This is a genomic window from Piscibacillus halophilus, from assembly GCF_900110685.1.
GTDB classification, from domain to species: Bacteria; Bacillota; Bacilli; order Bacillales; family Alkalibacillaceae; genus Piscibacillus; species Piscibacillus halophilus.
This window is the reverse complement of sequence record NZ_FOES01000042.1, coordinates 1-20,829: the sequence shown is the minus strand read 5'-3', so window position 1 is coordinate 20,829 and position 20,829 is coordinate 1. Positions and strand designations below refer to the sequence as shown.

At 38.9% G+C, this 20,829-nt stretch carries 14 protein-coding genes and 1 pseudogene; 8 read left to right on the top strand and 7 right to left on the bottom strand.

From position 1 onward, the window contains the following. The first annotated feature begins 641 nt into the window (after positions 1 to 641). The gene (locus tag BMY57_RS13515) at positions 642 to 9,710 is read left to right on the top strand and encodes a carboxypeptidase regulatory-like domain-containing protein (RefSeq protein ID WP_091775388.1); all 9,069 of its coding nucleotides are present in this window, start codon (positions 642 to 644) and stop codon (positions 9,708 to 9,710) included. 190 nt (positions 9,711 to 9,900) lie between these two features. On the opposite strand, the gene BMY57_RS13510 is transcribed toward BMY57_RS13515, so the two are convergent. Both BMY57_RS13510 and BMY57_RS13505 read right to left on the bottom strand, forming a co-directional pair. Next, positions 9,901 to 10,944 carry a DmpA family aminopeptidase gene (locus BMY57_RS13510; protein WP_091775385.1) on the bottom strand — a complete coding sequence of 348 codons (1,044 nt, stop codon included), beginning with the start codon at positions 10,942 to 10,944 and terminating at the stop codon, positions 9,901 to 9,903. A 111-nt stretch (positions 10,945 to 11,055) separates the two neighbouring features. Continuing rightward, a complete protein-coding gene (locus BMY57_RS13505) occupies positions 11,056 to 11,586 on the bottom strand; it encodes a CBS domain-containing protein (protein WP_091775382.1) in 531 nt (176 codons plus the stop codon). 104 nt (positions 11,587 to 11,690) lie between these two features. On the opposite strand from BMY57_RS13505, the gene BMY57_RS13500 reads away from it, so the two are divergent. Beyond that, positions 11,691 to 12,005, top strand: coding sequence for a CHY zinc finger protein (locus BMY57_RS13500; protein WP_091775379.1), 315 nt, complete (start codon positions 11,691 to 11,693; stop codon positions 12,003 to 12,005). A gap of 131 nt (positions 12,006 to 12,136) precedes the next feature. On the opposite strand, the gene BMY57_RS13495 is transcribed toward BMY57_RS13500, so the two are convergent. Genes BMY57_RS13495 through BMY57_RS13485 form a run of 3 tightly spaced genes read right to left on the bottom strand, consistent with a single transcriptional unit; the run spans position 12,137 to position 15,269 of the window. Further along, positions 12,137 to 13,738, bottom strand: a complete 1,602-nt coding sequence (locus BMY57_RS13495) for an ABC transporter permease (protein WP_091775376.1) — start codon at positions 13,736 to 13,738, stop codon at positions 12,137 to 12,139. Further along, a complete protein-coding gene (locus BMY57_RS13490; RefSeq protein WP_091775373.1) occupies positions 13,738 to 14,634 on the bottom strand; it encodes an ABC transporter ATP-binding protein in 897 nt (298 codons plus the stop codon). The genes BMY57_RS13495 and BMY57_RS13490 overlap by 1 nt, the downstream gene beginning before the upstream one ends. Beyond that, positions 14,634 to 15,269, bottom strand: coding sequence for a TetR/AcrR family transcriptional regulator (locus BMY57_RS13485; protein WP_091775370.1), 636 nt, complete (start codon positions 15,267 to 15,269; stop codon positions 14,634 to 14,636). The genes BMY57_RS13490 and BMY57_RS13485 overlap by 1 nt, the downstream gene beginning before the upstream one ends. A gap of 150 nt (positions 15,270 to 15,419) precedes the next feature. Between BMY57_RS13485 and BMY57_RS13480 the strand changes: the two genes are divergently transcribed. The 4 genes from BMY57_RS13480 (at position 15,420) to BMY57_RS13470 (ending at position 18,899) form a co-directional block, all read left to right on the top strand. Then, entirely contained in the window at positions 15,420 to 16,352 is a 933-nt protein-coding gene (locus BMY57_RS13480) for a hypothetical protein (protein ID WP_091775368.1), read from the top strand. A 121-nt stretch (positions 16,353 to 16,473) separates the two neighbouring features. Further along, positions 16,474 to 17,049, top strand: coding sequence for a DUF2087 domain-containing protein (locus BMY57_RS13475; RefSeq protein ID WP_091775366.1), 576 nt, complete (start codon positions 16,474 to 16,476; stop codon positions 17,047 to 17,049). A gap of 98 nt (positions 17,050 to 17,147) precedes the next feature. Then, positions 17,148 to 17,321: a heavy metal-binding domain-containing protein gene (locus BMY57_RS15950; protein ID WP_143063845.1), complete on the top strand. Its 174-nt coding sequence runs from the start codon at positions 17,148 to 17,150 to the stop codon at positions 17,319 to 17,321. 99 nt (positions 17,322 to 17,420) lie between these two features. Next, entirely contained in the window at positions 17,421 to 18,899 is a 1,479-nt protein-coding gene (locus BMY57_RS13470; protein WP_091775363.1) for a spore germination protein, read from the top strand. A gap of 201 nt (positions 18,900 to 19,100) precedes the next feature. Here the strand turns inward: BMY57_RS13470 and BMY57_RS16325 are convergent, their stop codons facing one another. Then, positions 19,101 to 19,232 carry a hypothetical protein gene (locus tag BMY57_RS16325; RefSeq protein ID WP_256205313.1) on the bottom strand — a complete coding sequence of 44 codons (132 nt, stop codon included), beginning with the start codon at positions 19,230 to 19,232 and terminating at the stop codon, positions 19,101 to 19,103. Between the two features lie 124 nt (positions 19,233 to 19,356). Further along, positions 19,357 to 19,626, bottom strand: a complete 270-nt coding sequence (locus BMY57_RS13465) for a DUF819 family protein (RefSeq protein ID WP_423809604.1) — start codon at positions 19,624 to 19,626, stop codon at positions 19,357 to 19,359. Positions 19,627 to 19,628: 2 nt separating this feature from the next. On the opposite strand from BMY57_RS13465, the pseudogene BMY57_RS13460 reads away from it, so the two are divergent. Together BMY57_RS13460 and BMY57_RS13455 are read left to right on the top strand one after the other, a co-directional pair. Continuing rightward, a pseudogene (locus tag BMY57_RS13460) lies at positions 19,629 to 20,219 on the top strand (M14 family metallopeptidase); the annotation flags it as partial. 386 nt (positions 20,220 to 20,605) lie between these two features. Further along, a partial coding sequence (locus BMY57_RS13455) for a transposase family protein (RefSeq protein ID WP_143063844.1) occupies positions 20,606 to 20,829 on the top strand: 224 nt, incomplete at its 3' end.

The window sequence follows — 20,829 nt, the reverse complement described above, 5'->3', positions numbered from 1 at the left end:
ACCTCCACTAATTCCAAGATTACTATTGTTCGGCCCTTCATTCCTTTGGAACTACTATGGCCTCGGCTGACTTCTTACAATTCATCACAGCATCACTGCCGTGATTGTTCCTGTGGAAAATTTCTTCCCTCTTGTCGGGAACCCTTGCAAGACCTCCCCGGGTAAGAGCTATAACCTTCCTCCCATATAACTGCTGTATTTACTGTATGGAATTCGTGCAGTATAGGACTTCGTTTTGTAATGCAAACTCATCCGTTCCAATTCAGCCTTATATACAGTTTCTGTTCGTCAGTTCAGGATTTTGCCTTAGGCTTCCTTCAGATTCCACCTCACGGTGGACACCCTTGCCATTAGCTAACAGTTCCTACTGCCAGGCCTGTAGTGGACTTTCACCACCAAGTTATAGCCCATGCCGGGCACACATCTAAAAAATCCAGCCTCTAGTGGTTGGATTTTTTATTTCCCTATAAATGATCCTCGACAATTTTCATCAAAATTCAGTCAATCATTGGTACTACCCCCTTATCAACCTATTTTACTAATCTCGTACTTCAAAAGGCTTATTTCCGTATATTATAGAAGGAATTTATCTTAATTCGCTGAAGTTAGTTTATGTAGCAATTAAAAATGGGAGGGTGCCTATGAGAAAGTATTTTAAACGAAATAGGAAATTATTATCAATCATTATGATTATGTTAATGCTTTTTTCCACATGGTCCAATTCCGGACTCATAACAGAAGTGCATGCAGACAATCACGATGCTGAAAAAAGTGAACTCGAAGTTGAAAAAGAGCGTGAACAAGCCGCTAAACAGCAGAGTTCATCACCTGAACCTGATGAATCAGACGAGCTAAAAACGTTACTCTCTAATCTCGGTTACGAACCTCAACTGACCGAGACCACTCCACAACAAGCAAACGCCCCACCTAAGGTTGATGAAAACATTTCTACCAAACTCCAAGAGGAAAGCCAAGTCGATGTCATTATCCATCTAATAGATCAAACTGATTTTCAAAAGCTTTTCCAAGAAACTAAAGAACAATCAAAAGCAGAAAAAGCTGAGCACGTAAAAACGACATTAGAATCTAAGGCTGAAGCATCCCAAAAAAGTATTAAACAAGCCTTAACAGCATTAGAGGATAAAGGAAATGCCAAAATCAAAAAAGAGCTTTGGATTAATAACAGTATTGTTGCGACTGTAGACCAGGAAGCATTAAATTCGATTAAAGAACGTGATGATGTTGAGCGTATTCAACTAGATGAAACGTTACAAGTTCCAGAAGTCACCGTTGAAAGTTCACCTCAACTCCCTGAATGGGGCTTAGAAAAAATTAATGCCCCACAAGTATGGGGTGACTATGGAATTAAAGGTGAAGATATCGTAGTCGGGATCATGGATACCGGAGTCGATTATAACCATGAAGCTTTAAACCACAATTATCGTGGACGAGATGGAGACCACGAATCATCTTGGATTGACCTATCTGGAGATGGCTATAACACTCCTGGTGATGGTAATGGGCACGGAACACATGTGGCTGGAACAGCTGTTGGCGGTGGTGAAGGTGAGCCCATTGGTGTGGCACCTGAAGCAGAATGGATTGCTGCCAAAATATTTAATGATGGTGGTGCTACTACCCTATCTGCCATACACGAAGCATTCCAATGGTTTATGGCACCAGGTGGAGATCCCGCTAATGCTCCCCATGTCGTTAACAACTCTTGGGGAAACTCTAACACATACAATCTAGAATTCTATGACGATGTCCAAGCCTGGATTTCAGCTGGTATCTTTCCTCTTTTCGCAGCTGGTAACGATGGTCCAGGAGCCCAAACAGTTGGATCACCTGCAAGTTTTGTAGATTCATTTGCAGTGGGGGCTACTGACCGTTATGATCAAGTCGCATCATTCTCTAGCCGGGGGCCGGTCTATTGGGAAAATGAAGACGGTGAAATGGTGAGCCACATCAAGCCTGATGTCGCAGCACCTGGTCATGAAATCTACTCAGCATGGCCAGCCAGTCGTGAAGAAGGAAAATATAACACGATTAGTGGTACATCGATGGCAACCCCACATGTCGCAGGGTCAATCGCACTCTTACTAAGTGCCAATCCCGATTTAAGTATCAATGAAATCACTGATTTACTAACAAATACTGCACGTTCTGAATCACACATGGGAGAATTACCTAATACTCAATACGGTTCAGGAATCGTGAATATTTATCAGGCTGTAACCGAAGCCGCTTTTGCCGGGACATTAGAAGGACAGTTAGTAGATGAAGATGGTAATGCCTTATCCGGGACCGTTCATCTACCGAAATTAAATCTATCAATAGATGTTGAAGATGGGGATTTTTCCCACAAAATTCGTGAAGGGTCACATGACGTTGTCGTTCAATCATTTGGTTACGTTGATTATGAAACAACCGTAACGATTGAAAAAGATCAGTCAACAGAAGTACAGTGGCAACTCGAACAGGCAGAAACATATTCTGTCACTGGGCAAATCATTGATTCGGAGTCTAACGAACCTGTTCCCCACGCTTTTATACGAGTAAAAGATACGCCTTTAAACACATATCGGACGAATGAAAACGGAGAATTTTCTATCGACAAATTGCCTGTTGGAACTTATGAATTCCAAATTACAGGTGCTGGCATTTTAGGAAAAACGGAAACCGTCGAAGTGAATAAAAACTTAGAAATTGACTTTCAAATTGATCCAAACCCAGAAACAGGCGATGAAGAATGGAAAACATCAAATCAGAACTTCTCGCGTAATGCTGTATCTGTTAACAGTATAGACATAGATGAATTAGAAAAATCTTGGTCTTATAATACGGATTCTAAAGGCCAAATTCTATTTGCTACACCTTCTGTTTCGAATCATACCATCGTCTATACGACCGAACTCGGATGGGTCACAGCTCTAAACCTTCAATCTGGTGAAGAATTGTGGAGTATTCGTTTTGGAAACACGAACCGCTCTACTCCGACCATAGAAGATGGCATCGTTTACCTTTCTGGTGGTAGCGATCAAAACATTTATGCATTAGATCTTGAAACAGGACGTACGATTTGGATTAAAAATATCGGTCAACCTGCCATTTATGAAACACCCGTTGTAAAAGATGGGAAAGTATTTGTAGGTTCAAGCCTAGAAGACGAAACCACGTTATACGCCTTAAACGCCAATAATGGGGAAACTTTATGGACACTCGAGGCTGATACTTCTTCATTCTTTAACCCAACACTTGGTGAAGAGCATTTATATATGGGTACTTACGACAATAAAACATTAAGCGCTATTAACCCCGAAGACGGGACAGTCGTTTGGAGTTACGAGCCTGAGGAAAACGAAGGGTTCTTAGCTCATCCCGTTTATAAAAATGGTGTTGTATACGCCATCTCTTCTGACTTAGGAAGCAATGGAACATTACATGCATTAGACGCAACAAATGGAGAACTTTTATGGAAAACAAATAATGTAGGCGATTCACAGGCTAATGCTCCCGTAGCTTACGGAGATTTAGTCATCGTGAGTTCGGCAAGTCAGCCTATAGTGCGTGCTTTTAATGCGCAAACAGGTGAAGAAGAATGGTCGAATGACGAGACCGGAACAATCTTAAATAATGGGTCCGTCACTAGTAACGGGATTTTGTTTATTTCAAATACTAATGGAACATTGATGTTAATCGATGTTTATAGTGGCGATATTTTGAAAAAGGAATCTCTACCGAATTATAGTACGTCAACCCCTATTATATTACCTGGGACTGTCTTAGTACCTCATTTAACAGGGATAGAACAGTTTATCGCACCAGGAACATTAACGGGTTCCATAACAGATGAATCGGGTCATGCTATTGAAGGGAAGCTGTCAATTGATGAAACCGATCAAACAACAACAGCTGATGCTGACGGACAGTACACGTTTAACCATTCCCCAGGCACCTTCGATGTAAAAGTAAGCTTATATGGTTACGAACAAAGAGTTGAAGAAATTTCGTTTATCTCTGGTTACCATGCTGAAAAAGATTTTGAGTTAGCTGAAGCTGAAACCGGTTCTCTCTCCATTACTGTTACAGATGAACGAATGGGAGAAGCCATCGAAGACGTCCAAATTGAATTAATCGATACTCCTGTAAAGGGGACGACCGATTCAAACGGTGTTTTCGAACAATCTGATGTCTATGCTGGTACGTACGATGTCGAGCTGCAACTTAATGGTTATGAAAAATTAGAAGAAACGATTACAGTTGAGCCAAACTCTGATAACCAATTGGAATTAACATTGAAACCAATTGGAATTGCCGTATTAAATGACTATGAGTCTGAAATCACAGAACTGTTGAACTTAAACGGCTACTCAGCTGAAGAACGCGAGTGGGATATCATTGAAGATATTGATCGTTATGACATTGTCTACCTAAACGGTGCTTATACGACTAGCGGATGGAAACCAGATGAAGAAACCTTTAATGAATTAGTGAATGCAGCTGAAGAAGCTGAGGTTCATCTAGTATTTGCGGACACTTGGGGTGGAAGTTATGGTTCCATTCATCATTTAGTCGATTACATGAATGACCCTCAAGAGTTATCACATGATTATTCATCTGGCTCAGTATCGTTACGGGTTACTGAAGAACACCCAATTTTTGATGGGTATGAAGAAGGAGATTATTTAACTCTCAATGGTCGTAGTGGAGATTTTGCTTGGTTTAATCAATACTCTGGCCGAGATTTAGCCGAAATTGGCTCTGAGCAGCTCGGTTTTGTCGGCACAGGTGTTGCCTATAAGCCAGTTAGTGAAAATAGCGCACATTTACTACTTTCTGCCCATACTGCTTCACCTTGGACATCGCCCTTCCAAGGCTGGCAACAGGATATGCAAAATGTATTCCTGAACAGCATGGATTATCTGTTATCAGCTAGTTTTGGACATGTAACTGGTACTGTCACGAATGAAGAAGAGACTCCGTTAAATGCCACGATAGAAGTGGTCGAGACTGGTTATGTGTTTAAAGATCAAAGTGAAATCGATTTTTACCACGATGAAGGCACTTACACTTTAAAAGTTAGAGCCTCTGGTTATGAGACAGAAACAACTGAAGTTGAAGTCATCAATGGCGAACCAGTGGAATTAGATGTGGTCCTTCAATCCACTCAAGGAGGATCAGTCATTGGAGAAATACAGGACTCTCTTTCACAACAGCCAATAATTGGAGTTAAGGTTAAGCTTTTACAAGACGGTGACGTGTTAACCGAAACCACGTCTGATGAACAAGGCTATTATGAGATCCTGGACCTTGACGAAGGACATTACACAATTGAATATAGTAAAACAGACTACATCTCAGAAACCATTGAACTCGAAGTCGGTTCTGTTCCAATTGAACAACATATAGACATGACACCTGTTCCTGCTGTTGCCGTATTAGGTGACTATTACTCAAGTGAGCGAAGCTTTGAGGCTGTCCTAGAGGAAGCTGGGATTGAGGTTGAAGAAGTCCCTGACAGTGACATTATGAATCGTCTAGATGAATTTGACGTAGTCTTTATCAACGGACTTGGTTTGGACTTAAGAAGGAATATAGATCAGTTGATGGAAGCCGCTGATGAAACCAAAACGAGCCTAATTTTTGGGGAAACTTACTACTCCTCTTCTCCATTAAATCAACTCGTCGAAAATCGTGGTGACCCAAGTAGTCGTGACACAGCCGATCACTCGTCGAGCACTGAATATGTCATCACAGAACAACATGATCTATTTGGAGAAGCTGAAATCGGAGACACCATTGAGATTCTCACACCTGGAAATGGTCGAATTGGTTACTTCGACGAATATAGCGGATATAACATTGCAAACATTAAGCATCGTGATGTTGATGAAGCTTACGGTTCTGGATTTGCATATAAGCCTAGAACAAATGGGAGTGTTGAATTACTACTAGGCGGCTATGGTTTTACATTTAGTCATCACGCTGATCATTACACTCCAGAAGGTAAGGAGCTATTAGTTGATAGTGTCGTTTGGGCAGCTCATGCAGAGTTTCCAACGATTGAAGGGACAATCACGGATGAAGAAGGTAATCCACTAGAAGCTACTATCAACGTTGTTGGGGAAAATTTTGAAACAACTACGAATGAGAATGGTGAGTTTTCAATTGCCTTACTTGAAGGTGATTATGAAATTGAAGTTGAATCCTTTGGATATGAAACGATCACAGTCCCAGCTTCTGCTGAACAAAACAGTGAACCTGTCAATGTTGATATGGAAGTCCACCAAGACGCTGGTTCAATTAATGGCACTATAGAAAACGAACAAGACAGCCAGGCTGTTGCAGATGTTGATATCCAGTTAGAAGGCTATCCTCGTCAAGCAACCAGTAACACACAAGGTGCATTCTCCATTGATCGGATCGAACCAGGTGATTATAAGTTAGTTTTAGAAGCTGACAACTATGTCATGAAAGAAGTCTTCGTCACCATTGAACCAGGCGAAGAACTTGAATTAACTGTCGACATGAAACCATCACCTTTAGTTGGGATTATTGTAGACAATAACCATAATGACGCATCCCTTGCGCAGTACTTAGAAGAACGTGGTTTTAATACAACGGAATTGTTTTACACCGACGTTGAACAGCTTAGTGAATTAGATTTAGTCATTGCTAACTCTGACTATGACCGGAATCAAGAACCGACTGAAGACGAATTTAACGATTTCTTAAAGGCTATTGATGAAGAAAAACTATCCGTCATTTGGACAGGACACGTAAACGGTCGTGGAGGGATTCGCTTCTTAAATGAGTTTGAAAACAACCCAGAAATTGTTCTCCAAGACCGTGCTAATGATAAAACCATAAAACCTATACAAGAACACCCGATTACAGAAGGTCTAGAACTTAATGAAGCCTATGATTTTGAAAGCCGTTCAACTTATTACTACGCCTTCGAAGGTTATGATGGTGAGACTGTCGCGACAATCGATCACCCTGAAGACGGCCACCTTGGGGATTTAGCAGCTTTCAAAGGACGTACCACTGAATCGGTAGAAGTTTTGTTAGCTAATACAACATTCGGCTATAATTTTAACCCGGATCAGCCGGAGTACTTCAATGAAACACTAGTACAACTCATTAATAACTCAATTCTTTGGGCATTGGATCATGAGGAAGCACTAGCAGCAGACTTCAATGGCATCATCAACAATGATTTAGGTGATCAAGTTGCTGGAACCGTCACAGTTAAAGAAACAGGCAAAGTGATGGAAACCAATGCCAATGGTGAGTTTTACCTAGGATTACAAGAGGGCACCTACACCCTTCAAGTTGAAGCCTTTGGTCATGAAACAAACGAATTCACCATAACAGTTGAGAACGGTGAAGTTTATAATGAGACATTGACATTACAGTCTAATGAAATTGGTACACTTAGTGGATCGGTTTTAGATGGAGAAACAGAAGAACCAATTGCCGAAGCAACTGTTAATGTACTTGGAACACCAGTTTCAGTTGAAACAGATTCTAATGGTCAATTTGAAGCAACACTACCAATTGGCGAGTATGACCTTCAAATTATGGCTACAGGATATATGACAACAACCGAATCAAATATAGTCATTGAACACAATGAAACAACAGATGTTTCTGTATTTATGCCGCATTCAGAAAAAGTCGCCATCGTTAGTATGTCATCTCGTTTCGATGAGTTTGAAACGTTAATGAACCAATTTGGATACGATGCAGACTACATCAATTACACTGAACTAGAACAATTCATAGAAGATATTCCAAACTATGCACTGATCATTTACAACAACAACTCTTCCTCTACAAGTGATGAATTATTTACGGAATTCGTTGAGACGGCTGATGAACATGAAGTGAGTGTTGTTTTTGCCTCACAATATGGCAGAGGAACCATTGGGGACTTGAGCGATGTTTATAACGATCCTTCACAAGTGAACCACGGTTTTGTACCAGGTCATATTAATATTAAAACGTTACAAGACCACCCGCTATTTGCAGGTATTCATGAAGACGAATTCCGAATTCTTGATAAAGGTACGAGCAACCAACAATATGCTGTATATGAAGGATATAGTGGAACGACAATTGGTACCATCACTCATGATGAAGAAGGGGAGATTGGCGAAGGAATCGGCTATGATTTCCGAACAGCAAATAGTGTCCACCTCTTGTTATCAGGTTTTCAAATTGGAAGTTATTCAGACCCAACTTCTAACTGGACCGACGAAGCAACATTATTCTATCAAAATGCACTCAACTGGGCAATGAATGCTAGTATCGGAGAGATTCATGGAACCGTAACAGATGAGTATGATGAGCCTATTGCCAACGCTAATGTAACCATTCCTGATTTAAATATCGAGACAACAACGAATGCAAACGGAGAATACCAAATTGGTATTGGAACAGGAACGTACGATGTTCATGCCTCTGCACGTGGTTATCACGAAGAAGTCCAAACAGCTACGGTCGAATCGCAAGGAGATTCCGTTGAATTGAACTTCACATTAGAAGCCATTGAAGGAACTGAGATTTCAGGACAAGTACTAGACGCTGATAACAATGAGGTCCTAGAAGAAGCTACTGTTTCACTTCACTACCGTAATGAAACGGATCCGATGGAAACAGTTGAAACTGGCGAGGATGGTCAATTTGAATTCAATCAACTCTTACCAGATGAATATGTATTAAAAATTCAAAGAGATGGTTATCTTGACCAAACTGTAGATGTGGTTGTAGAAGATGAAGCTATCAATTTAGATGTTTTACTCAATAATATTCATGTTGCCGTACTTGGTGATCACAAAGATCATATACAATCATTGCTAAACGAACACGATTTATATTCAGAAGGTCGTGATTGGGATGTCATTGAAGATGTAGCAAATTATGATTTGATTGTGGTTAATGCAAATGATGGTTCACCAGAACAACTTCAAGAGCTAATCGATGTAACAGATGAACACCAAGTGAGTCTGGCATTCCTTGGAACATGGGGTGTCGATGACGGCTCGATTTCAACCTTAAGCGAAACAGTTGGCTACCCTGAATTAAGCGATCATGGCTACAATCAAGGTGAAATCGAATTAAATGTTCAAGACTTGGAGCACCCAATTTTTGAGGGATTATCGGAAGAAATAACAATTCATAGCAAAAAGAGCCCATACTCAGCTTTTGAAGGATACCCTGGTCCAAGCTTAGGTGAAATCGAAGTAGACGGTGAAGTAAAAGGTACTGGAGTCTCTTACGAATTTCGTAGTGAGGAATCCATTCACTTACTTCTCTCATCATTTGCGGTTAATAACATCATTAGTCCTAACTACGGTTGGACTGAAGACGGTAAAACATTATTTGTTCAAGCTATGGATTACGCAATCAACGCACAACAGGAATCACCTGCTACTCCAACTTGGGATGAGACAAAAATGAAAACAGGCGACTCACTTGTGACACTTACTGGACAAAGTGATCCATTTACAACGGTTAATATTTATGAAACCAAAGGAAATAAAACAAATTTTGTTGGCTCTGGTCAAGCTGATGAGAATGGTGAATTTGCGATCGAGATCGAGTTTTCGAATGGTAACCATTTCTTAAAAGCTGAAGCTGAAAATTACGCTGGCACATCAGACTTTAGTGACCAAATGCAGTTAATTGTAACAGGTAAATAAAAAGGATAGATTATGAACTATACCCCAGTTAGTGGACTAATTAAAAAAAGTCCTAACTGGGGTTTTATTATGTTGATGATCCCTTATTAATAACTAGTTCGATTGATTAAAAGAAGGATTTATTAAGCCGCAGTGGAAATACACTTCGCTTTCCACCTTTGAAGGTACAGTTCAAAACGCGATCTAAACTCTATTCAAATGACAAAAATTCACTTAATGAATATAACGTGTTTCCACTTCGACCTGTCATTGTTTTTGCCGCCACCATTGAGTTAAGAATTGCTTCTTCTGTAGCGTCAGCAACTGCTTGGAACGCTTGGTCAATATCCTCTTCATGAATAGCTTTAAATGATTGAAGTTCATTTTGGCGATCATGAGGAATTTTATTTGCGGTTGAAAAACCAATGACTAGATCTCCACTTCCATTTCCATAAAACGAACCAGTGCGCGCAATTCCTACACTTGACCTTTTAATGACCCTCTTTAGTTGACGTTCCGTTACGGGTAAATCAGTCGCCACGATGACCATAATAGAGCCTTTATCAGATTCACTTTTTAGGTGACCGAGTTTAGACTGGATTTGAGGCCCGATGTGTTTTCCGTTCAAATGAAAGTTTTCTAATTGACCAAAGTTTGAAAGTACTAACACCCCGATTGTATAGTGACCATGAGGATATTCAATGATTCGTGAAGAAGATCCGATTCCTCCTTTTAAACCGAAACACTTCATGCCAGTTCCAGCACCCACAGCTCCTTCTTTGAAATTAACATCAGCTTCATGAATGGTTTCCTTTGCATTTTCTTTCGTAACAGCCATTTCCCGTATATCATTCAACACCATATCATTACATTCACCAACAACAGGATTCACTGTGCCTGTTGTTCTCCCAATTTCCGGGTTCTGGTTAAGGGTATACTCTACAATAGCCTCAGAACATGCCCCAACATTCAACGTGTTCGTTAACAAAATTGGGGTCTCAATTGTGCCTAGTTCATCAATTTGAACCGTTCCAACTGTTTTTCCAAACCCATTAATAACGTATGTTGCACCCATTACTTTTTCAGTAAAAAGGTTTCCTTCATGAGGTAAAACCGCTGTCACACCCGTGTTAAGATCACCATGTTTAACTGTATAATGTCCCACTTGGACGCCTTCTACATCTGTAATTTTATTTAGTTTACCAGTTTTTAAAGCTCCAATTTCGACTCCAATATCCCGAATCCGTTTAACCATAACAACCTTCCTCGTCTATTCATTTAACACTATACTAACATTAACTAACGGTTCAATGGCCTTTAAAATAAAAAACCGCTTTACCTCTGATCAGGTAAAACGGTCATGTCATTACTGGAAACTTTGTGGGTTTTGATTTTGCTGGTTTTGTTGTTGGGCTTGTTGAGCCTGCTGACCCATCTGTGCTTGCCCTGCTTGTTGGCCTTGTTGAGCCATTTGATTATGTGCTGGGAACGATATGTTTGTAAGTGCCTGACCTGCCTCGTTTTGGAATATGTTTTGAGTTGCTAAATCTCCTAACGAAACCATTCCAGCCAACTGTCCATTTTCCGTTACAGGTAAACGACGGATTTGTTTCTCAGCCATTAATTGAGCTGCTTGGTGAACGTCCATATTTGCATCAGCTGTCGTTAACTGATCACTCATACATTCGCCAACTGTACAGTTTCCGTCTTTACCCATGGCAGTTGCACGAGTTGTAATGTCACGATCCGTAATAATACCTTTAATGGCCCCATTATCAACGACAGGAATAGCACCAATATCATTTTGCACCATTAACTCAGCCGCTTCTTTTAACGACTGTTGTGGTGTAACGGAAACAACATTTGTACTCATTAAGTTTTTTATCGCATTTTGCATAGTAAAATCACTCCTTTTACCATTAGATTTGGCAGAAAAAGTGATTTTATGCACCCTCTTTTGTTACGTTATAATAAATAAAAACAATTATGAGGTGAACGGAAATGAATATATTTGGTCAAGTCATCGATCATGAAACTCGATGTCAGCATTATCATAGTGAACGTGATGTCATCGCGATTAAATTTAAATGCTGTAACGCATACTATCCTTGTTATGAATGTCATGAGGAATCTGTTGAACATCCTGTCGAGCGTTGGTCAAAACATGAGCTTGATGAAAAAGCTGTTTTGTGCGGTGTATGTCAGAGCGAAATGACTATTCGTGAGTATTTAAACTCTTCTCATCAATGCCCAAACTGTGAAGCTTCTTTTAACCCAGGATGTCAGTTACACTATCATTTATATTTTGATGTTTAAATATTACGTTAAGACAAAAGAAATCCCGAACTATAAATGAATCATTGATATCAATTACAGTTCGGGTTTGTATGTTCATTCACTCAACAAAATGATTGTCGTTCGATTTTTTTAAATTCTTTTGCTCAACTTTATCCAGTCACATCTCTTCTTCGATAAAGCGCTAGACCAACCAGCATCAATCCAGCCGCAATCACACTTAGTACAAGAGATTGAATCAATTCAAAATCCTCTAGCGGAATGCTGTTGACATGTTCAAAAACTGATAAATTCCGAACAGCGTCTGACATTTGAAGCAAGTCTCCTAAATAAATAACGATAAATACAAAGCCTAAATATAACCAAGGCAACCCATTCATACGACCTAGCCCCATAAATACAGCTGCCAATCCAACCATCACCCAAGTGGCTGGAAGGAATATCATAATCGCATTAAATAGCTCCATAAAGGTAATATCACCTTCTACAACAGCTGCACCAGCAGCACTTAACCCGAGGGCTCCTGCTCCTAGTGTAATAATGCTCGTGATGATGGCAACTAAAATATAATTTCCTAAAAACTTATATCGCGACATCGCTGTGGCTAGAATTTGCTCTGTACGGTTACGTTTCTCTTCTTTTTTCATCTTATTTATTGCCATGATTACTGGAATGGTGGACAATACAGCCATGATTGCCGCAACCATCGTCACAAACTGCAAGGTCATTGATATTCCATCTTGGTTAGCCATAACTTCTTTCATGATCTCTATTTCTGCGAAGTAAGTCTCGGTATCTCCTAAAACAGAGCCATACGTGGCACCAAATATAAAAATGACGACTGCCCAAGAAATAATGGACGTTTTTTGCAAACGCAGTGTTAACCCAAGATGGCTTCTTGACCATGCCGTTGCATGCCTTCTACCACCTCTGGTCGGTAAAAATCCTGCATCAAGATCACGAATAGAATTTAAATATAGAGCTACAGCTGCAACGATTAAGGATACAATTAATGTCATCCCTATTGGCCACCAATAATCATTGACATAAACTTCCGACCCTAGAACCCATCCGAACGGAGAGAACCAGGAAATGGTCTCGTTAGACACATCACCTATAGCTCGAATAAGATAACCTAATCCAACTAATAAAAAAGATAAACCTACAGCACCTTTTGATGTTTGTGCTAACTGAGCGAATAACGCTGTTGTAGCGGCAAAAAAGATCCCGGTTATTCCTAATGCCGCTCCATATAACATAGAGCCATTAAGGTCCATACTTTCTATACCTAAACTATATAAGCCAATCCCTGTTGTTAATGCTAGAACCAGATAAGTAAGTGCCATCACCAATAACGTCGATGTTAAATTAGATAATCTCCCACTTGGAAGCGCTCGAATAAGCTCAACACGTCCCTCTTCTTCTTCTGAACGAGTATGACGAACCACGAGTAACACACTCATGACAGCAATAATTAATAATGTCATAGCCAACATTTGATGCGCCATCATAGCCCCTTCTGTGTAATGATCGAGGCCATAACCAGGTCCGATTAATGCTGTGACAGCCGGATTATCAAAAGTTGTCGCCATTTGTTGCCGCTCTTCATGGGAAGCGTATAATCCTTTAAATAATGCCGCCGTTCCAATCGTTACAAACAGGAATCCAATTAACCAAATGGGTAGACGCAAACGGTCGCGTCTTAAAATCAGTCGCATTAATCGCCCTGTTTGCAAAAACTGCTGCTTCACCATTACTTTTCACCCCCGGCCTCTCCTTCATAATGCCTCATAAATAAATCTTCTAATGTTGGAGGTGCACTCTCTATCTTTGTAACACCAGCTTGACTCACGTATTGCATCACCTCGTCAAGCTTTTCAGTGTCAACTTGAAATTGATAAGTACTACCTTCTTTATGAACATCATGAATTCCACTTAAATGATCAAAAGATAGTTCGTTTTTCGTCTCTAATACAATAGTGGTACGTGTTAAGTGACGTAGATCATTTAACGAACCAGATTCTATAATTTCACCTTGTCGAATAATTCCTACTGTGTCACAAAGCTTTTCGACTTCAGACAGAATATGACTTGATAGTAAAACACTTTTCCCCTCTCTTTTTGCTTCTAACACACACTCCTGGAACACTCGCTCCATCAAAGGATCAAGCCCTGAAGTTGGCTCATCTAAAATATACAGATCTGCATCTGCTGCAAATGCAGATACGAGTGCGACTTTTTGTCGGTTACCTTTTGAATATGTTGCACATTTTTTGGTTGGATCTAACTGAAATCGTTCAATTAGTTCTTCTTTACGATCAAGGTCAAGCTTTGCCCCTCTCATCTCCGTAAAAAAGTCGATGACCTCACCACCAGTTAAGTTAGACCAAAGATTCACATCACCTGGTACGTAAGCAATACGCTTGTGAATTTCGACAGCTTCTTTCCACACATCTCGGCCAAAAATCGTTGCTTTTCCTGATGTCGCTTGCAAAATTCCTAATAAAATTCGAATCGTCGTCGATTTACCAGCTCCATTTGGTCCAATAAAGCCAAAAACCTCTCCTTCGTTCACTTCAAGGTTAACCCCTTTTAACGCTTGAACTTTACCAAACTTTTTGGTTAAACCTTCTGCCTTTAATACCGACATCATTCATCCCCCTTTTTTTGATAGAAAGCTTTTTTTAATACTTCTAAATACTCCATAAATTCCTCATGATATGATTCATATTCGAACTGCGAAAAATCAATTCCCTTTAATCTCTCAATGATGCTGTTAGCGTAACCATCCAGAGACCACTGAATGAGTTGTAATGTTTTTTCCACGTCTAGGTCATCTCGAAACCTTGAATAGTCAACATTTTGATAAAGTTTACCCATTCCTTCAGTTCGCAAAGTATCAATCCTATTAGCTAAATTATCAGGCAGATGAGAGCTTTCCATCACCAACACTTGGCTCATAAAGTTGAAAAAACCAGAATGCTTAAAATAAACCTTCATTTTAAATTCGACAATTTCTTGGAGACGCTCAAAAAAATCTGTTTCACTTAAATCAATCTTGTTAATATACTCATGTTCAATTGCCTCTAAGCTATTTTCCACTAAATATAAATAAAGCTCTTTTTTGTTTTTAAAATAATAATATAACATCCCCTTTCCAACACCAGCTCGCTTCACTATGCGATTGGTAGAGGCTTGATCATACCCTTTCTCTGCAAACTCTTCTAATGCTGCAGATACGATTTTTTTCTGAGTTTCTTCTTGTATATCATTAAAAGCAACCATAGCTTTGCATCCTCCTTGACCAGTTCGGTCAACACCATTATATATTTATTTGACCACTTAGGTCAATATGCATTTAAGATAAAAATTTTCTATATATCTAATAAAGGTTGTGCTATTATGAATACGAATAATAAGGGGGAATAAAGAGAGATGATAAAAAAATCAACCTTTTTAATAATGGTCATTGGGTCACTATTACTATCAGGATGTATGGATAATAGAAACGCCAAAGAAGTGACTCAAGATACATTTGATTCAATATTGGAAGCTGATACATATGACATCACAACAACCATAGATATAAATCTTGAAACAGATTTAGAAGATCCATTTTTAGATCAATATTTAGGGACAATAAATGACTCTGAATTTAGTATTGACCAAAAAGTAGATCATACAAGCAACATGCAAGAAGCCGTTTTCCATGTGAACTTCAATCTTAGTCCAATGTCATTCGCATTAGACTTACCAATTTTACAAGATTTAAATGAAGAAAAACTCTACATTGAAACTGACCAAATGACTGAGAACTTTGGATTGTTTGTAATTCCTGAAGAGTATGCAGGAAAAGTGTTAGCAATTGATTTATCTGAAGCATTTGCAGAAGCAGAGGCTGAGGGTGTGAATTATGAGGAGCTTAACGAAACGATGATCACGATCGTTCAAGATCATTTACATGAAAAACCAGAAGAAGATTTCACCAAGGAAGATGATACTTATTATGTCACATTTACAAGTGATGATATTGCTGATTTCATTGGAAAGCTAGCTTATGACTTTGATGATACGTTGACTGATGAAGATATTCAGAAAGATGTTGATGAGATGATTGAAGCTTTTAAAGAGTTAAACCTTGATGATGTTGTCATCGACTATACTGTAGACGGTGATCAAATTGAAACAATGGGAGTCTCTACTAACTTTACAGTCAAAGATGCTGGAAATTATTTTACAGTCGATTTTGCAGTTAATACGGTTTACAATAGCATCAACGAAGATGTCGAATTCAGCATTGATCCTGAAGAAAGTGAAACAGTAGACTTCTTAGAACTAATTGAACTTATGGAATCTTACGGGTATTAAAAGATATAGACATTCAAGCCTCGTGCTTGGATGTCTTTTTTATTTTTTACGAAAGAAAGTTGTGATTAAACACTAATTAGATTATAATCTAATTAGATAATTGTCTAATGGAGGTTATGAAATGCAATTAAATCGACTCGTCAATTTCCACAAAACGGTTGGAGATAAAACACGATTACGAATCGTTGGTTTATTAAAAGAAGGGCCCCTACACGGGCAGGCCATTGCAGGCAAACTCGGCTTAACACCACCAACTATTTCACACCATCTAACAAAACTTAAAGAGATTGATATAGTTTATCAACGTCGTGATAAAAATACGATCTATTACCATTTAAATGAACGAAAACTCGATCTCCTTGCAGGAGCGATTACAAGATTGGGGGATGAAGAAATGAATACTGAATTCCAAGTAACGGATGAAGAGAAACATAAAGTCCTTTCTAACTTTATGGACTCAGATGGGAAATTAAAATCCATTCCAGCTCAATTGAAAAAACGGTTAATTATATTAGAACATATTTTACAAGGCCTTGAGCCAGGTGAAACTTATTCTGAACTGAAGATCAATGAACATATTAAAAAATATCACGAAGATTATGCGACCATACGAAGAGAATTTATTATGCACCACTTCATGACACGTGACAAGGGTTACTACGAATTGAATCCTAGAGAATTATGGTTAATTCAATAATTTTATTAAAGCTGTTTTTAGTCTCTGAAAACAGCTTTATTTTCAACCTTCTAATTAGACAATCATCAAATTAGTTAATATGAAATGAGTGTCCTTTAATGAAAAACTGGGGAATATGGAAACAAGAAAATGAATATAAAAAGTTATTTTACTCAGGCATTATAAATGGAATAGGAAATTTAGCTATGCGAATGCATACTTCTTCTGTTATGGGTGGTGCGGCAGAAATTATCGCATATGGCACAGCCGTAAAAGTGACAAAAACAGTCTGATCTACATCAGGCTGTTTTTTTATTCCCATGTCTTACATAAAGATTCTTTTCCTTGCAATACTAATCAAATATAGGATGTATGTGAAGGAAGTGGTGGTCATGGGAAAAGAAGGAACCCAAGTACCCGTTAGTAAATATTTTAGTCGCAATATTGAGTACCTACAAAAAGAACTCCGTATAGAACAAAATTTTGATTTAATACATCATAAAATTGAACACGGTGGGGTTAAGCTAGGGTTATTTTTTGTTGATGGTTTCGCCGGTGGATTAGCGATGATTGAGACCTTAAAACGACTCAATGAATTAGAAGAACGTGAGATGCGTCGAGATCCAATAAAGGCTTTAACCCAATCCATTATCCCCCACCAAGAAGTTGATACATCAAAAGATTTAGAAGAAGTCATTGCTCAAGTATTAGCTGGACAAGCCGCTTTTATTGTTGAAGGATGTGAAGAGGCGATTTTAGTGGATACTAGGGAATATCCAGCTAGAACGCCAGAAGAACCGGATCTTGAACGAGTCGTACGTGGTCCTCGAGATGGTTTTGTGGAAACCATCGTTTTTAATACAGCTTTAATTAGACGCCATGTGCGTGATAGATCTTTAATATTCGAATATTTACAAGTTGGCCAACGTTCCAAAACTGATGTCTGTTTATCCTATATTGATAGCGTGGTTGACCCTCGTCTTGTTAAACGAATAAAAGACAAAATTGAAGAAATCGACATTGATAATTTATCAATGGGTGAGAAAACACTAGAGGAATTTATTTTTGGAAAAACCATGAATCCCTATCCACAAGTCCGTTACACGGAACGCGGCGATACAGCCAGCGTTCACTTAATGGAAGGACATGTACTGGTCATGGTCGATGGTTCACCGAGTGTCATGATTTGCCCTGCAACATTTTGGCACCATTTACAACATGCAGAAGAGTATCGACAAAAACCTATAGTTGGAGCATTTTTACGTTGGGTACGTTTTGTAGCTATACTTTCAGGGTTATTTTTACTCCCGTTATGGTATTTATTTGCTACACATCCCGAACTATTGCCTCCAGATTTGAGCTTTATTGGTTTAGATGAAGAGGGGGCTATCCCATTATATATACAGTTTTTAATTGCCGAAATTGGGGTTGAAATTTTAAGGATGGCCGCCATCCACACACCGAGTGCTCTGGCAACAGCCTTAGGTTTAATCGCAGCCTTAATGATCGGGGAAATTGCCATAGAAGTGGGATTATTCTCCCCTGAAATCATTTTATACTTATCAATTGCTGTTTTAGGTAATTACGCAATGCCAAGTTATGAAATGTCACTCGCCAATCGTGTTGTAAGGTTAGTACTATTAACGGCAACGGCTGCCTTTGGTGTGCTAGGGTTTGTTTTATCAGTTTTTGGTTGGATCTTCTTACTTATATCGACCAAAACGTTAAACACGCCATATTTATGGCCATTTATTCCATTTAACGGCAAAGCCTTCATGGAGACTATCATTAGATCACCAATGCCTCTTATAAAAAGTCGCCCGAGTGTTCTCAATACTCAAGACAACTCAAGCCAAACAGGAGAATCCTAATCAATCGGTTAGGATTCTTTCCTTCTAATCGAGTCATAACTTTGTATTCAGGTCTTGATTGATAGGTTTGATACGGTACAAATTGTCCTTTTATGGCATCAAGTGTCCGATCTTTTAACTGAGCGGCTGTAATAAGTTCATCAATCTTAGTTTCATACAGTTTTTCGAAAAATACTTCAGTTCTCCCTCCCTCTTGAGTTCTTAACTTCCCAGATTTGTATTCACCGTTAAATATTGTCTTGTTTGATTAGGCAATAAATATTCATGAAAAAATTCGTTAAAAACCTCGTACTCCTCTGAATCCATTTGATAAATTTTTCTTCTGTAAAACATTTCAACCCCTCCCTTAATTAAACATCTTCACATTATAATAAATATTAATCAAGTTTAATTTAAAGAAAAATCAGACTATTCCTTTTATAAATAAAGCTCCCGCATTAAGCAGGAGCATCCTAATTTACATTAATAAATAATAAACCATGCTTCCTAAATAGTTTCCGATTACATACCCAAGTGTTCCGACGAGCATAATTGGTACGATGAGTTTTGTCCAACCTTTTGCGATCGCAAAAGCGGCTGCGGTTGTCGGACCACCAATATTCGCATTACTAGCGACAATCATTTCTTCTAAACTAAATTTGAAGACTCTACCCACTGTAAACGTGATTAGCATATTGAAGAGAACAATAATCGCCATAAATACTAATAATAATGGTGCATTTTCTATTAACATTAGATGATTATGTTTCTGGAACCCATACACGTTATAACGCTAATGAGGTAGATTTAAACCGCGACCATGTTGATCGCACTCAACCAGAAACGCAAGCATTCCATGAAGAAGTGATTCAAAAGTATAATCCTGATTACTTAATTGACTTACACCATCAAGGTACGCAAACGACTTTAGGTGACACAGATGAACTTGTATCAGGTTCAATCTTACACCCAACTAATCCAGATGTTGACCCAGAAGTACTTGAGGATTCTAAGAAATTAGGTAAAGTCCTATACGATGCCATTGAAAGTCGTGGGTTTGGTACTTTATCTAAATATAACGGTGGTACCGCTACAACAATCGGACGTAACGGTTTAGCTGTTGAGTATGACATTTCAACTCTTCTATTCGAAATGAGAGGTATGGCTGATCATTACTATGAGCCATATGTTCTTGGTCAAAAGAGTAATGGATACTTAATTAAACAAGCTGTAATTGGTCTCGAAGCAACAGCTAAAGCTATTGCGGACGGTTCCATTGAAGAAGCGGACACTTCTTTCTGGGATGACCTTCCAAGAAGTACTAGCAATCGTAGTGAATAATAACGTATAAAAGATGCCTCGAACATAAGTCGGGGCATCTTTTTCTTTAATCGACCTTTTATTATTCTCTATAAGTATTTTTCTTAATTCTATAGTTGCTTTTTCCGGCTCTAAAATATTTGTTGGGGTAAAGGTTATTTTCTGATAATTTATTGTTTATTTTAAATTTAATCTTACAGGTTAGGCCCTCGCTTTCCACGGGCGATCCGCGAGCCTCCTCGAACTTCACTAACGTTTCGTTCTGTGGGGTCTCACCTGGATCGCTTGACCCGTAGGAGTCTCGGGCCTAACTGAAGGATTATTCTTAATATAAAAAACACGCAATCTCCTAATTTGTTACACTTTGTTTAGACCAAAAACAAATAACAAAAGGAGTTGCGTGTACTATGCATTCTAACATTTTTATCCCAGGTTTAGAAGAGTTTATCGTTACAAATGCTTCTGAAAAAGGCGGTATGTATCAACTCCATGTGGAGTTGAAAAGAAAGCCTCACCGTTGTCCAGCTTGCGGAAACTATACGGATCGTATTCATGACTATCGGGTACAAAAGATTCAACACACTCAAGCATTTGGTAGGCCTACGGTTTTGTTTTATCGAAAGCGCCGCTA

What these genes read in the sequence shown, in the direction of transcription:
- BMY57_RS13505 (WP_091775382.1), bottom strand. Translation starts at nt 11,586, where the DNA reads ATGCAAAATGCGATAAAAAACTTAATGAGTACAAATGTTGTTTCCGTT.
- BMY57_RS13470 (WP_091775363.1), top strand. Translation starts at nt 17,421, where the DNA reads ATGGGAAAAGAAGGAACCCAAGTACCCGTTAGTAAATATTTTAGTCGC.
- BMY57_RS13475 (WP_091775366.1), top strand. Translation starts at nt 16,474, where the DNA reads ATGCAATTAAATCGACTCGTCAATTTCCACAAAACGGTTGGAGATAAA.
- BMY57_RS13480 (WP_091775368.1), top strand. Translation starts at nt 15,420, where the DNA reads ATGATAAAAAAATCAACCTTTTTAATAATGGTCATTGGGTCACTATTA.
- BMY57_RS13485 (WP_091775370.1), bottom strand. Translation starts at nt 15,269, where the DNA reads ATGGTTGCTTTTAATGATATACAAGAAGAAACTCAGAAAAAAATCGTA.
- BMY57_RS13515 (WP_091775388.1), top strand. Translation starts at nt 642, where the DNA reads ATGAGAAAGTATTTTAAACGAAATAGGAAATTATTATCAATCATTATG.
- BMY57_RS16325 (WP_256205313.1), bottom strand. Translation starts at nt 19,232, where the DNA reads ATGTTTTACAGAAGAAAAATTTATCAAATGGATTCAGAGGAGTACGAG.
- BMY57_RS13490 (WP_091775373.1), bottom strand. Translation starts at nt 14,634, where the DNA reads ATGTCGGTATTAAAGGCAGAAGGTTTAACCAAAAAGTTTGGTAAAGTT.
- BMY57_RS13495 (WP_091775376.1), bottom strand. Translation starts at nt 13,738, where the DNA reads ATGGTGAAGCAGCAGTTTTTGCAAACAGGGCGATTAATGCGACTGATT.
- BMY57_RS15950 (WP_143063845.1), top strand. Translation starts at nt 17,148, where the DNA reads ATGAAAAACTGGGGAATATGGAAACAAGAAAATGAATATAAAAAGTTA.
- BMY57_RS13510 (WP_091775385.1), bottom strand. Translation starts at nt 10,944, where the DNA reads ATGGTTAAACGGATTCGGGATATTGGAGTCGAAATTGGAGCTTTAAAA.
- BMY57_RS13500 (WP_091775379.1), top strand. Translation starts at nt 11,691, where the DNA reads ATGAATATATTTGGTCAAGTCATCGATCATGAAACTCGATGTCAGCAT.